Here is a 13140-nt window from a genome sequence, read left to right as displayed (position 1 = left end):
CATCGGGGACCGTGCGGGCGCGGGGTGCCGGGGCCGCTCACGGCACCTCCGATGGAGCAGACGCATTTCATCCGACCGGCCCAGCCGGGTCGTCAGGCGGCGGCCTTCTTGCGCCGGCGTCCGCCTCCGGCGAGGGCGTCGATCAGCTCCTGGCGGCTCATCCGGGACCGGCCGGGGATCTCCTGCGCGGTGGCGCGTTCGTACAGCTCCGCCTTGCTCAGCTCACGCAACTCGCTCTTCTTCGGGGCGGCGGGGCTCTTGCGTGCCGAACTCTTGGGCGCCGAGGTGGACCTGGACCGCTTGGACGCGGGCCTGGACTGCTTTGCCGCGGATCTGGTCCGCCCGGCCGGGGGCGTCTTGCCGCGGCCGGAGCGGGCGCGTTCGATGCTGCCCTGGAGGACCTCCATGAGGTCGACGACGTTGGTCGCGCTCGGCGGCTCCTCGGCCGGGGCGATCTCCTGCCCCTCGGCCTTGGCCCGCACCAGCTCGCGCACCTTCTCCTCGTAGGTGTCGTGGTAGCGCGTCGGGTCCCACGGGCCGCTCAGGGCGTCGACGAGCTGCAGCGCCATGTCGAGTTCCTTGCCGCTGCCGGCCCGGTGCTCCGGGAGCTGCGGCAGCTCGCGGGTGGGGTCGCGGACCTCGTCCGCCCAGTGCAGGGTCTGGAGCATCAGCACCTTCTCCTCGGCGCGCAGCGCGGTGAGGTACTGCTTGCCGCGCATGACGAAGGTGGCGACACCGATCCGGTTGGCCTTCTCCAGGGCGGCGCGCAGCAGTTCGTACACCTTGAGGTGCTCCTCGCCGCGCGGGGCGAGGTAGTAGGTGCGGGCGAAGTACACCGGCTCGATCTCGTCCAGGTCGACGAAGTCGGAGATCTCGATGGTCCGGCTGCGGCCCGGCGCGATCGCGTCCAGCTCCTCCGGTTCGATCACGACGTACTCGCCGTCCGCGATCTCGAAGCCCTTGACGATGTCGTCCGGGGAGACCTCCTCGCCGGTGCGCTCGTTGACCCGGCGGTTGCGGATGCGGTCGACGGTGCCGCGCTGCAGCTGGTGGAAGTGCAGGGTGTGGTCCTGGGTGGCGGTGTAGAGGCCGACCGGCACGCTGACCAGCCCGAACGTGATCACACCTGTCCAGATCGCCCGCGCCATGACCGTCCCGCTCCGTCCGTGTCCCGAGTGCTGCCCCCCACGCTGGCACCACCGCGGCGGGCGCGCGCGGCGAGCCGGCCCGGCCGGGGGCCGACCGGCGCAACCCGTCACACCGGGGGCGGCGAACGCGGATGAACTGTGCCGGGACTGGAAACCTGGTGCCCATGGCACGTGCGACACCGGGCCCGGGCACCTCGGGGATGACGACCTTCGCGACGCTGGACGAGCTGGCCGAGCTGGTCGCCGCCCGCCGGGGCCTGTACGTGCGCTGGTCCCTGGGCCCCGCCACGGACATGGCGGCGATGTCGAGCCGGGACGAGCTCACGGGGCTGGCCCTGCCCGGCCTGTCCGCGAACCCGCTGGACGTCGAGGAGTGGTGGGACGGCCGCCCGCTCCGCGTCTGGGTGGCCCGGCGCCTGTACGACTACTCGCATCTGCCCCGCATCAAGGACTCCCGCACCCGGCCCTGGGTCCTCACGGCCCGCGAGGCGGCCCGCGGCCCCGACAACGAGCCGCTGGTCACGGACGTACGCCCGCTGGGCTGGATCGAGGACCGGGTCATCAGCGAGGCCGACCGCGTCGTCCGGCACCACCGGACCTCGTGGGGACCGCTGGACCGGGGCGGCACGGCCGGCGCCTGAATGCCTCGTCCCAGCGGCCTGGGGTACCCGGCCCCTCCCCCACCGGATCGAGGAGGACCCCATGACTGAACCGACCCCGTCCCAGGCGGAGGGCGACCGCGACCAGGACGACACGCCGGACCAGACGGAGGAGGCGGCACGAACGACCCCGTCCCAGGCGGAGGGCGACCGCGCGGACGATGACGACGACCCGTCAGAGGCCCAGCGGGAATGGGAGAGCGGCTGGTCGGGGCCGTGAGCCCCGGCCCATCCTGGTCCGCCGCGCGGCGGACCAGGCGGTGCCCCTGACCGGCCCCTGCGCGTCTCCGGAGTCTTGCGGGCCGCGACCGGCTCGTACGCGACCGCCACGTCCACGGGGGTGCCGACGGCCTTCTGGTCGCGCAGGGCGCCGGCGAGCCGGGCGCCCGCCGGCTCGTTGCCCCGGTCACCGACCGGGGCCCCGGTCATGCGGCGGGCCGCCCGGCTACGGGACGCCGACGCCCCGGCGTCCCCCGCGAGCCGCGCGCCGGGGAGCCCGGGCTGAGGGCCTGGTCGCAGGGCGCCCGGGGACGACAAGCCGACTCCTGCCCGAGTTGCCCGCGCGGGAGGGCCCTGTCGTGTGGCCGCGCCCCTCACCGGCCGTTCGGGTCGCGCCCCGGCCGGTGCTGGTGCAGGTGTTCCAAGGCGTCCAAGACCACCGTGCGGCGGTACCAGCTGCGCCAGGCCGCTACGTCTGAGGCCAGGCGGAGCAGTTCGGCGCGGCGGGCTGGGCCCGGCCAGGTGCCCGGGTCGTTGCGGTGCAGGGTCAGGGTGCCGGTGCAGTATCGCTCGGGGGTGATCAGCGGCACGCTGTACACGGCGTGGCTGCCCGCCGCCAGGAGGGCCTGGCCGGCCGGGTGGGCCGCCAGGTTCTCGTCGGCGGCGACGTCGGGCACCGCGACGGGTGCGAGCCGGCTCTGGGCCAGGGCGCCGGGGACCGGCGGTTCGGTGACGAGGGCGACCTCGTCCCAGTAGGCGGCGTCGAGGCCCCGGTGGGCCTCCAGGAACAGCGCGTGGTCCTGGGCCGGGTCGGTGAGGTGCACCTCGCCCGCGTCGGCCTCGGCCACGGCGATCGCCGTGTCCAGGGCGGCGGCGATGATCTGCCGCCGGTCGGTGGCGTCTCCGCGGTAGGACCGCAGGAACGCGGTGTCGGGCGGCGGGGCGTGCGTCCCCCGGCCCGGGAACCACTCGTCGTCGCTCTGCGGCGGAGGCGCCGTGACGACGGCGGACGCCAGGACCCGCAGGGGGACGTTGCGCTGCTGGGAGCCCTCTCGCAGCAGGGCGAACGCGGCCTCGGGGCCGGGCAGGTCGTAGCGGGCGATGAGCATGCCCTGGGCGATGCCGATGAGCCCGGCGGTGCGTGCCTTGGCGCGGAGCCCGAAGACCTCGCCGCGCAGGCTCTCCGCGTCGGTCGCCGGTCGGTCGGGCCGCGGGACGGGCCGTCGGGGCGGGGACCGGTGCGGGGGGAAGCGTTGTCAGAGCCTCGGCGAGCGTGCCGTACAGGCGCAGGCCGGGGAGGTCCTCCTCCTGCTCCAGTTCCTTGCGCACCTCGGGTGTCGCCACGACCAGGACCGGGGCGTCCGCGAGGTGCAGGGTCTCGTCCCGCAGGGTCCGCCGGACCGTGGCGTCGACCGCCGGGACGGCGGCCAGGTCGAGGACCAGCCGGTGGCCCAGACGGGTGGCGCGGTCGAGCTGGTGCCGCAGTTCCTGGGCCAGCCGGACGCAGCCCTCGGCGTCCGGTGCGCCGGCCAGACACACCACCGTGACACGGTCGGTGGCCGGCACCATCGTGAGGGAACGACTCGTCATCGTGCCTCGCTCTTCCGCTCCTGTCGGCCGCGTGCGTCGGACGGGCGGTGCGCCGGGGTGGCCCCGCCGCCCGACCGCACATCCACCCTCGCTCGCGTGTGCCGGGAGGGCAAGGAGAGAACCCCGATGAGAGGGCGGATCGCCTGTCAGATCGGGGAGGGGGTGGGGAGGAGGGAGCGGGCCGCTACGACGACCTCGGCGGTGTCGATCCGCAGCAGGCATGGGTCGGGGGCGGTCCCGTGCGGGTCTCCGGGGGGTCCCGGCCACCACAGGGCGATGTGCCGGCCCCCGGGCGGCGGCCCCCAGAGGCGGGGCGGCACGGGGCCGAAGAGCGTCACGGACGGTGTGCCGTGTGCCACCGCCAGATGGGCCAGTCCGGTGTCGCCGCTGACCAGGAGTGCCGCGTGGGCGACGAGGGCGGAGAGGCGGGGGAACGGCAGGCCGCCCGGCAGCAGGTCCCACGGGGGGACGCCGGCGCGTTCGGCCACCTCCGTGACGAGGGCGTCCTCGCGGGGCCCGCCGGTCAGCACGACCCGGTGTCCCGCCGTCCTCAGGTGCCGTACGACGGCCGCGTACCGTCCGGCGGGCCAGCGGCGGGCGGCGGCCTCGGCGCCGGGGTGGACGACGACGGCCCCGGGGGCCGGTGACGGTGTGCCGGGCGGAGGCAGCCGTACGTCGTCCGGGTCGGCGGGGATGCCGTACGCGGTGAGGAAGCGGCACCAGCGCCGCCGCTCGTGCTCGTCGGCCCGCCAGACGGGGGGCGGGTCCGGGCCGTGGGCGGACCCGGCGAAGGCGAGGAGCCGGCGGGGACGCAGCGCGGCCAGGGCGTCGCGGCTCGCGGGCCCGTTGCCGTGCAGGTCGACGGCGAGGTCGGGCGGGGGCCCCGGCCAGTGGGTCAGGTCGGGGACGCCCCGGCCGGGGGCCTCGGCGGGCAGGACGTCGTCGACGGTCCCGGTGGCGAGGGCGGCCTCCCGGAGGGCGGGGGGCAGCGCGAGGACGACATGGTCCCCGGGGAAGGCGCGCCGCAGCCCCCGCAGCGCCGGTACGCCGGCCAGGAGGTCGCCCAGACCCAGGGCCCGCAGGACGAGCACCCGCCGCCTGGGGCCGGTCATCGCGCGGCCCGGCCGGGGGTGAGGGCGGCGCGTTCGGCGATGCCGGTGGTGGAACGGCCGTCCAGATAGGGGAAGAGGACGACCTGGCCGCCCCAGCTCTCCACGAGGGCCGCCTCCGGCAGCCGGGCGAGGGCGTAGTCGCCGCCCTTGGCCCAGATGTGCGGGCGCAGTTCGGCCAGGAGGCGTTCCGGGGTGTCCTCGTCGAAGACGGCGACGGCGTCGACGCACTCCAGGGCACGCAGCACGCGGATCCGGTCGGCCTCGGGGACGAGGGGCCGGCCGGAGCCCTTGCGGCGGCGCACGGAAGCGTCGGAGTTGACGCAGACGACGAGGCAGTCCCCGGTGCGCCGGGCGGCCTGAAGCAGCGCGACATGGCCGGCGTGCAGCAGGTCGAAGCAGCCGCCCGCGGCGACGACGGTGCCGCCCGCGGCCCGTACCCGGGCGGCGGTGCGCAGCGCGTCGCCGGTGGGCGCGCGGTCGGCGGTCCGGGGCTCGGCGCGGCCGGCGTCCACGGCGTCGGAGCGCACGCCGCCCTCGGCGACGTAGCGGGTGGCGGCGTGCACGGCCTGCCGTACGGCGGTCTCGACGAGTTCGCCGTCGGCGAGGAGCCCGGCGGCGGTCGCGGCGAACCGGTCGCCGGCGCCGCAGGCGTCGCCGTCGGCGGTGACGGGCGACGGCACGAGCAGCGGGGTGCCGCCGTGCGAGAGCAGGGCGCCGCGGCCGCCGAGGGTGACGGCGACGGAGGCCGCGTGCCAGGCGTGGACGAGCCGGTCGGCGTCCTGGGCCGCGGTGTGCAGGTCGTGGTCCGCCGTTGGGGAGGTGGCGGTGTGGGCGAGGGTGTGTGCCTCGGCGGCGGAGGGGGTGGCGAGGCGGGCGCCGGGGACGGGTGGGCCGCCGCGGGGGTGGGGGTCCCAGGTGAGGGGGACGCGGGCCGCCGCGAGGGCCAGGTCCTCGCGGAGCACGGCGGCGGTGTCCCGGCCGTAGTCGGATACGAGGACCGCTCCGGCCTCGGCGATCGCCCGGCGGGCGGCCTCGGTGGCCTCCCGCGCCCGGCCGTCGCCGTCGTCGAGGCGCAGCAGCGGCCGGCGGTCGACGAGGACGCGGGTCTTGCTGGACAGGTCGCCGGTGAGCGGGAGTTCGACCAGGTCGACCCGGCCGGCCAGGAGGTCGCGCAGGGCGCGGCTGGCGGGGTCGTCGCCGAGTGCGGTGACCAGGGTGACCGGGCGGCCGTCGGCGGCGGCGAGGCAGGCGGCGAGCGCGGCGCCGCCGGGGCGGGAGGCGCGCCGGGGCCCGCTGACGACGGGGACGGGCGCGTCGGGCGCGAGGCGGTCGACCCTGCCGTGGACGTCGTGGTCGAGCAGGGCGTCGCCGACGACCAGGAGCGGGGCGGGTGAGGTCATGCGCCCTCCTCGGTGAGCAGGGCCCAGCGCTGTTCGGCCTGGCGCCGGCGGGCCGTCGCCCGGCGTTCCACGGCCTCGTCGAACGCCTCGCAGAGCATGTGGACGGCGACGAGGTGGAGTTCCTGGACGGTGGCGGAGGTGGCCGCGTCGACGCACAGGGCGTCGTCGGCGGTGTGCGCGAGCGGGTTCGGCGCGGGGCCGGTCAGCGCCCAGACGGGCAGGCCGAGCCGGTGCGCCCGGTCGGCGGCGGCGAGCAGGTTGGAGCTGGCGCCGCTGGTGGACAGCAGGATCAGGACGTCCCCGGTCCGGCCGTGGGCGGCGACCTGCCGGGCGAAGATCTCCTGGACGCCGTAGTCGTTGGCGATGGCGGTCGTCGCGGAGGTGTCGGCGTGCAGGGCGACCGCGGAGAACGGGGCGCGGTCGTCGCGGTAGCGGCCGACGAGTTCGGCGCTGAGGTGCTGGGCCTGGGCGGCGCTCCCGCCGTTGCCCGCGACGAGGAGCCGGGCCCCGCCGTCGAGGGTGGTGGCGAGCGAGGTTCCCCAGCGCCGGAGCAGCGGTCCGGCGTAGCCGCGGAACCCGGTGAGTGCCCGCATCAGGTCGTCGCAGTGGGTGACGTCGGAGGCGAGTTTCATCGCAGGGCTCCCGAGAGCGAGGGGACGGAGGAGACCGCGCTGTAGGCGCGGGTGACGCCGTCGGCCACGCGGTCCCAGGTGTACCGGGACAGGACGCGGCGGCGGCCCTGGGCGCCGTACCGGGCGAGCCGGTCCGGGTCGGCGAGCAGGCGCCGGACGGCGGCGCTGATGTCGTAGTCGTCGTCGGCGGGTACGAGTTCGCCGGTCATGCCGTCGACGACGGTGTCGAGCTGGCCGCCGACGGCGGTGGCGAGGATGGGCGCGCGGCATGCCATGGCCTCGACGGGGACGATGCCGAACGGCTCGTAGCGGGGCAGGGAGAGCACGAGGTCGGCGCTGGACAGCAGGGCGGGCATGTCGTCGCGGCCGACCGCGCCGAGGAGGGTCACCCGGTCGGCCACGCCGTGCTCCTCGGCGATCGCGCGCAGCCGTTCGGCCTCGGGTTCGGCGGCGAGCAGGGCCGGTTCGGGGCCTCCGGCGATGAGGAGTTCGGCGCCGGGGACGTCGGCGAGGGCGCGGATCGCGCGGTCGAAGCCCTTGCGGGGCACGAGCCGTCCGACGGCGAGCAGCCGCCGCGGCGCGTCGGCGGGGCGGCGGGCGCCGGCGCGGGGGGTGAACCGGTGGGGGTCGACGCCGCACGGGACGACGGAGACGTTCCGCCGGGACAGTCCCATGGCCTCGAGTTCGCAGACCTCGTCCTCGCAGGTCGCGATGATCCGGCTGCATTCGCGGCCGATGACCGTCTCGATGGCGACGCGGTCGCGGGGGCTGGTGTCGGCGGCGCCCTGGTGGCGGCGCTTCACGGTGCCGAGCGCGTGGTACGTCTGCACGACGGGGATGCCGAGGCCGTAGGCGCCGGACAGGGCGGCCCAGCCGGACATCCAGAAGTGGGCGTGCACGACGTCGGGCGGGGCGGTGGCCCACTCGCGGGCCAGGAACGCGCCGAACTCGGGCATGTAGGGCGGGAGTTCGTCCTTGGGGACGGGTGCGGCCGGTCCGGCGGGGACGTGCACCACCTGGAATCCGTCGGGTGTGGTGACCCGTTCCGGCGACCGGGTGTCGTCCCGCCGCGTGTACACGGTGACGTCGTGCCCGCGCCGGACGAGGTGCCCGGCGAGCTGCGCCACGTACACGTTCTGTCCGCCCGCGTCGGGGCCGCCGAGCGCGGCCAGCGGGCTGGCGTGCTCGGAGACCATGGCGACACGGCCGGCCGAGGGGTGCCTCGTAGTCATCGGGTGACCTCCTTGATCAGGCGCTCCCAGTCGTCCAGGAACCGTCGTTCCGAGTAGCGGGCCTGTGCCGCGGCCCGGGCGGCCTCCCCCGTCGCGCGGGCGTCCTCGGGGTCCGCGAGGAACCGGCGCAGGGCGTCGTGCAGGACGTCGGGCCGGTTGGACACGACGCCGGCGCCGTCGGGGACGGCCTCGCGGACCTCGGTGGTGTCCAGGGCGACGACGGGCATGCCGAGGAACATCGCCTCCAGCAGGGACAGTCCGAGCGAGGTCCAGCGCACGGGGTGCAGATAGGCGCGGCACCGGGCCATCGCCGGGTGCAGCTCGCTCTGCGGCAGGTCGCGGGTGCGCAGCCGGGCGGGGTCCAGGCCGAGGTGGCGGGCGAGTCCTTCGGTGCGCATGCCGAACACGTCCAGCGGGGCGGCGCGGGCGAAGTCGGGCAGCAGGTCGGTGCCGGTGGTCCGGCCGCGCCGGACGGGCTCGTTGACGACGACGGCGGCGCGCGGCTCCTCGCCGGTCCACAGCGGTCCGGGGTCGATGATGCCATGCTCGACGACGGTGGTCGGGGCGCGGCCGTTGTCCCACATGAGCCGGTTGAAGTGGGTGACGTGCACGAGGGTGATGTCGGTCCGTTCGGCCAGCGGGTGCCGGGTGCCGACGGGGGTCTCGTGCGGGCTGTTGTGCTCGACGTAGACGGCGGGCACGTCGGTGCCGGGGCGGCGGCCGGTCCAGCGTTCGGCGAGGGCCAGTTCGTGCGGCCGCTGCAGCACCATGAGGTCGATGTCGGCGTCGCGCAGTTCCCCGGGCGTCACCTCCCGCACCCGTTCGGGCCACTGCCAGGTCCTGGCGCGGCCGAGGCCGTCGGGTCCGCGGTCGGGGGTGACGGGCACCAGGCAGGTGGCGGGGCCCTGGACGAAGGTGGTCAGCCAGGAGCCGTGCACGTGCCACACGAGTACGTTCATGTCGTCTCCGCCAGGAGTTTGTGCACCGCGGCCACCACGTCGTCGGCCGTGACCTCGCCGAGGCACGGATGGCCGGGTACGGGACAGGTCAGCGCCCTGCTGCCGGCGCAGGGCGCCCGCTGGTCGCCGAGGAGCACGCAGGGCACTCCGTACGGCGCCCAGCGCCCGGCCGGGACGACCGGGGCGAACAGCGACACCACGGGGGTGCCGACGGCGGCGGCCAGATGGGCGGGCCCGGTGTTGCCGCACACCACGGCGTCGGCGGTGCGCAGCACGCCGGACAGGGTGCGCGGGTCGGTGCGGCCGCCGAGGTCGACGGCCGTGCCGCCGCAGACCGCGCGGGTGAGGGCCGTCTCGCCGGGGCCGCCGGTGACGACGACCCGGTGACCGGCGTCGGCGAGCGCGGCGACGGCCTCGGCGCAGCGCTCCGGGCTCCAGGCGCGGGCGGGGGCGCTGGCGCCGGGGTGCAGGACGACGTACGGGCCGTTGCCGGTCAGCGCGATGGTGTCGGGCGGCGGCAGTACGCGGAGCCGTCCGTCGTCGCCGGCGGGCGGGGTGAAGCCGAGGGCGGCGGCGGTGTCGAGGGCGGCTTCGGCCTCGTGCCGGCCGGGCAGCCGCCGGTGCCGTACGTCGAGCAGCCGGCCGGGGTGGTCGACGCTGTCGGCGCCGATGCGGGGGACACCGGCGAGGCGCAGCAGCAGCGCGGTGGGCAGCGGGCTCTGGTGGAAGGAGGTGAGGACAAGCGCCGTGTCGAAGGCGGCGTCGCGCAGACGGCGGACGAGTCCTTCGGCGTCGGCCTCGGCGACGGACGGCGGGTCGAAGCCCTCCCAGGGCGCCTCCCAGACGCGGACGTCGTCGACGCCGGGCAGCAGGCGGGCGGCGGGTTCGCCCCGGGGGCCGCACAGCAGGGTGACGTGGTCCGAGCCCGCCGCCACGGCGCGGACGGCGGGTCCGGCCAGCAGTACGTCGCCGAAGCTGTCGAGTCGTACGACCAGGGCTTTCATCGCTTCTCCTCCCCCGGTTCGGCGAGGAGCCGGCGGACCGCGGCGAGCAGGTCGGGTGCGGTGGCGTCGGCCGCCTCGATCTCGGCGGGGAGGGTGACCGCGGTGGGCACCAGGACGCCCCGGGCGCCGGCGGCGCGGGCGGCCCGGACGTCGGCGCCGATGTCGCCGATGACCGCGCAGTGTTCCGGAGGGACGCCGAGGCGCCGCGCTGCCTCCACGACGAGTCCCGGGCGGGGCTTGCGGCAGGGGCAGCCGGTCTCGGGGGCGTGCGGGCAGTACACCCAGGTGTCCAGGCCGCCGAGCAGGGCGTCGACGCGGGCGTTGACCCGGTGGACGTCGTCCCGGGTGAGCAGGCCGCGGCCGATGCCGGACTGGTTGCTGACGACGCCGGTGCGCAGGCCGGCGGCCCGCAGCAGGTCCAGGGCGGGGCGGGCGGCCGGGAGCGGGCGGACCCGGTCGGGGTCGCCGTTGTAGGGGACGTCCTCGATGAGGGTGCCGTCGCGGTCGAAGAGGACGGCGGCGACGGTGCGCGCGGTCACGGGGCGCTCCTCAGGGCCGGGGCGCGGCGATGGCGTACGACGCCGTCGAGCCAGTGCCGGATCGCGAGCGGGGGGATGACGACGCTGGTGACGGCCATGGTGGTGATCTCGTCCGGGGTACGCGGTCCGGGCCGGATGCGGGCCAGGGCGAACTCGCCGGTGCCGAGCGCCCAGAGGGCCCCGGCCAGGGCGGCGGCGCGGCGGCGGCCGGCGAGGGCGAGCACGGGGGCGGTGAGCGCCATGGACGTGACGAAGGCGTGGCGGGGCAGGCGGCCGCGGGGGGCCCGGGCGCGTGTCCACCAGCCGGGGCCGTGCAGCCGGGTCATCAGGGCGTCGTCGGCGTTGCCGCGCTGGGCACGCACGGAGACCCAGCGGTCGGCGGGGCGGACGGGGTGCCGGGTGGTGCGCTGTCCGCGGCGCAGCGACCAGCCGGCCTCCTCGACGCGCAGGGCGAGGTCGGCGTCCTCGCGGAAGGCCCGGCCGAACCGCTCGTCGAAGCCCTGGACGTCCATGAGCGCGACCGTGCGGTACGCCATGTCGGCGGTGGCCCAGGCCGCCTGCTCCAGGCCGGCCGTGCCGCGCTCCCAGTCGGTGGGCCTGCGGTCCTCGGGCAGGGGGACGCGCAGCCGGCCCTGGACGCCGCCGGTGGAGGGCCCGGCGGCGGCGAGGTCGTCGGCGAGACGGCGGGACCAGTCGGGGAGCACCTGGACGTCGTCGTCGAGGAAGACGGTCCAGGGGGCGAGGACGGTGCGCCAGCCGGCGTTGCGGGCGGCGGCGGGGCCGCGTCCGCCGGTGCGCAGGGTGCGCAGCCGGCCGCCCAGCGGGCCGGCCGCCGCGAGCGGCAGGGGGCCGTCGGCGTCCGGGCGGTCGTCGACCACGACGATCTCCTCGGGCGGGTGGCCGTCGGCGGCGGCCAGCGCCCGCAGGCAGTCGGCGAGGCAGGGCCGGCCGATCGTCGGGATGACGACGCTGTAGGCGGGGGCGGCCGTCATGCGAGAACCTTTCCGCGGCGGATCGCGAACGGTCCCAGGGCGAGGAGGTCCACGGGGGCGGAGCCGAAGCACTCCAGGGCGTCGCGCGGGTCGTCGACCATGGGCCGTCCGGCGGTGTTCAGGCTGGTGTTGACGATGACGGGCAGCCCGGTGCGCCGTTCGAACCCGTCGATGACGCGGGCCACGAGGGGCTCGTCGGCGCGGTCCACGGTCTGGATGCGGGCCGTGCCGTCGACGTGGACGACGGCCGGGATGCGCCCGCGCCACTCCTCGGCGACGTCGTGCACGAACAGCATGTACGGGCTGGGCAGGGGGCCGTCGAAGAGTTCGGCGGCCCGTTCGGCGAGGACCATGGGGGCGACCGGGCGGAACTCCTCGCGGCCCTTGACGGCGTTGAGGCGTTCCAGGTTCTCCGGGCGGCCGGGGTGGGCCAGCAGGGAGCGGTGCCCGAGGGCGCGGGGGCCGTACTCACTGCGGCCCTGGAACCAGGCGACGACGCCGTCGGCGGCGAGTTCGGCGGCCACGGTCTCGGCGATGTCGTCGGGCTCCTCGTAGGGCACGGCGGCGCGTTCCAGCCAGTCCCGCAGTTCGGTGTCGCTCCAGCCCCGGCCGAGCGCGGCCGTCGGCATGGCCTCGACGGCCTCCTTCTGGTGGGCGATGTGCAGGGCGGCGCCGAGCGCGGTGCCCGCGTCCCCGGCTGCGGGCTGCACCCACACGTGCCGGAACGGTGTCTCGCGGGCGAGCCGGGTGTTGGCGACGCAGTTCAGCGCGACTCCGCCGGCGAGGGTCAGCACGTCCTCGCCGGTACGGTCGTGCAGCCGGCGGGCGAGGCCGAGCAGCACCTCCTCCAGGCAGGCCTGGGCGCTGGCGGCGAGGTCGGCGTGGTCCTGCGTCCAGGGGGAGCCCGCGGGGCGCGGCGGGACGAGGGCCGCCCAGGGCACGGGGCGGGCCCGGAAGCCGCCGTCGCCGTCGAGGTGGACGTGGGGCCGGAGCCGGTCGAGGAAGCGGGGGGTGCCGTAGGAGGCCAGGGCCATCACCTTGAACTCGTCGCTGCTGCGCAGGAATCCGAGGTGCTGGGTGAGGTCCTCGTAGAACAGGCCCATCGAGTCGGGCAGCGCCTGTGAGCCGAAGACGGTGAGTTCGCGGTTCGCGTAGCGTCCGGCCAGGTGGGAGCCGCATTCGCCGCGTCCGTCGAGGACGAGGACCGCGCTGTCGGGCCAGGGCCCGGCCTGGCCGGCGGACGCGGCGTGGGCGACGTGGTGGGCGACGAAGCGGACCTTGCCGGGGTCCAGTCCCGGCAGGGACTCGGCGAGGAAGCCGGGGGCCTGGCGGGCGTACTCCTGGCGCAGCCGGTCCCAGGGGTCGTGCAGTCCCAGCTGGTCGGCGGGGCGGGCCAGTTCGGGGTCGTAGGAGTAGGCGACCGCGTCGAGGTCGGCGGGGGTGAGCCCGGCCTGCTCCAGGCACCACCGGGCGGACAGCTCGGGGAGTTCCCAGGCGGAGAAGGGGACGGGCCGCTTGCCGTGCTTGCGCCGGCTGAAGCGTTCCTCCTCGGCCGCCGCCACGATCCTGCCGTCCACGACCAGGGCGGCGGCGGGGTCGTGGAAGAGGGCGTTGATTCCCAGAACGCGCATGCGTGCCTCCGTACGGGTGACGG

General features: G+C 76.5%; 13 protein-coding genes. 2 read left to right on the top strand and 11 right to left on the bottom strand.

Going from position 1 to position 13140, the window contains the following annotated elements:
- Window positions 1–92: 92 nt before the first annotated feature.
- Complete coding sequence (locus tag KBY32_RS23435) at window positions 93–1148, bottom strand: Ku protein (protein WP_210981490.1); 1056 nt, start codon at window positions 1146–1148, stop codon at window positions 93–95.
- Window positions 1149–1312: 164 nt separating this feature from the next.
- Between KBY32_RS23435 and KBY32_RS23430 the strand changes: the two genes are divergently transcribed.
- Both KBY32_RS23430 and KBY32_RS23425 read left to right on the top strand, forming a co-directional pair.
- A complete protein-coding gene (locus KBY32_RS23430; protein WP_374224985.1) occupies window positions 1313–1789 on the top strand; it encodes a DUF6098 family protein in 477 nt (158 codons plus the stop codon).
- Between the two features lie 61 nt (window positions 1790–1850).
- Window positions 1851–2027 (top strand): hypothetical protein, encoded by a 177-nt coding sequence (locus tag KBY32_RS23425; protein ID WP_210981489.1) that lies wholly within the window; start codon window positions 1851–1853, stop codon window positions 2025–2027.
- 373 nt (window positions 2028–2400) lie between these two features.
- On the opposite strand, the gene KBY32_RS23420 is transcribed toward KBY32_RS23425, so the two are convergent.
- The 10 genes from KBY32_RS23420 to KBY32_RS23375 form a co-directional block, all read right to left on the bottom strand.
- Window positions 2401–3204, bottom strand: a complete 804-nt coding sequence (locus KBY32_RS23420) for a GAF and ANTAR domain-containing protein (protein WP_282108019.1) — start codon at window positions 3202–3204, stop codon at window positions 2401–2403.
- 558 nt (window positions 3205–3762) lie between these two features.
- Window positions 3763–4728, bottom strand: coding sequence for a glycosyltransferase family 9 protein (locus tag KBY32_RS23415; RefSeq protein WP_210981487.1), 966 nt, complete (start codon window positions 4726–4728; stop codon window positions 3763–3765).
- Complete coding sequence (rfaE2, locus tag KBY32_RS23410) at window positions 4725–6128, bottom strand: D-glycero-beta-D-manno-heptose 1-phosphate adenylyltransferase (RefSeq protein ID WP_210981486.1); 1404 nt, start codon at window positions 6126–6128, stop codon at window positions 4725–4727. The genes KBY32_RS23415 and rfaE2 overlap by 4 nt, the downstream gene beginning before the upstream one ends.
- Window positions 6125–6760: an SIS domain-containing protein gene (locus KBY32_RS23405; protein ID WP_210981485.1), complete on the bottom strand. Its 636-nt coding sequence runs from the start codon at window positions 6758–6760 to the stop codon at window positions 6125–6127. Before KBY32_RS23405 ends, rfaE2 begins: the two co-directional genes overlap by 4 nt.
- A complete protein-coding gene (locus KBY32_RS23400; RefSeq protein ID WP_210981484.1) occupies window positions 6757–7992 on the bottom strand; it encodes a glycosyltransferase in 1236 nt (411 codons plus the stop codon). Before KBY32_RS23400 ends, KBY32_RS23405 begins: the two co-directional genes overlap by 4 nt.
- On the bottom strand, window positions 7989–8951 hold the full coding sequence (locus tag KBY32_RS23395; RefSeq protein ID WP_210981483.1) for a glycosyltransferase: 963 nt from the start codon (window positions 8949–8951) through the stop codon (window positions 7989–7991). The genes KBY32_RS23400 and KBY32_RS23395 overlap by 4 nt, the downstream gene beginning before the upstream one ends.
- Complete coding sequence (locus KBY32_RS23390; protein ID WP_210981482.1) at window positions 8948–9955, bottom strand: glycosyltransferase family 9 protein; 1008 nt, start codon at window positions 9953–9955, stop codon at window positions 8948–8950. The genes KBY32_RS23395 and KBY32_RS23390 overlap by 4 nt, the downstream gene beginning before the upstream one ends.
- Window positions 9952–10494: an HAD-IIIA family hydrolase gene (locus KBY32_RS23385; RefSeq protein WP_210981481.1), complete on the bottom strand. Its 543-nt coding sequence runs from the start codon at window positions 10492–10494 to the stop codon at window positions 9952–9954. Before KBY32_RS23385 ends, KBY32_RS23390 begins: the two co-directional genes overlap by 4 nt.
- The gene (locus KBY32_RS23380; RefSeq protein ID WP_210981480.1) at window positions 10491–11486 is read right to left on the bottom strand and encodes a glycosyltransferase family 2 protein; all 996 of its coding nucleotides are present in this window, start codon (window positions 11484–11486) and stop codon (window positions 10491–10493) included. The genes KBY32_RS23385 and KBY32_RS23380 overlap by 4 nt, the downstream gene beginning before the upstream one ends.
- Window positions 11483–13117, bottom strand: a complete 1635-nt coding sequence (locus tag KBY32_RS23375; RefSeq protein WP_210981479.1) for a carbamoyltransferase C-terminal domain-containing protein — start codon at window positions 13115–13117, stop codon at window positions 11483–11485. The genes KBY32_RS23380 and KBY32_RS23375 overlap by 4 nt, the downstream gene beginning before the upstream one ends.
- Window positions 13118–13140 lie beyond the last annotated feature (23 nt).

The organism is Streptomyces sp. RK62 (genome assembly GCF_018070255.1).
GTDB classification, from domain to species: domain Bacteria; phylum Actinomycetota; class Actinomycetes; order Streptomycetales; family Streptomycetaceae; genus Streptomyces; species Streptomyces nigra.
Note: the sequence above shows the minus strand (reverse complement) of the source record. Positions and strands in the feature narration are given on the sequence as shown.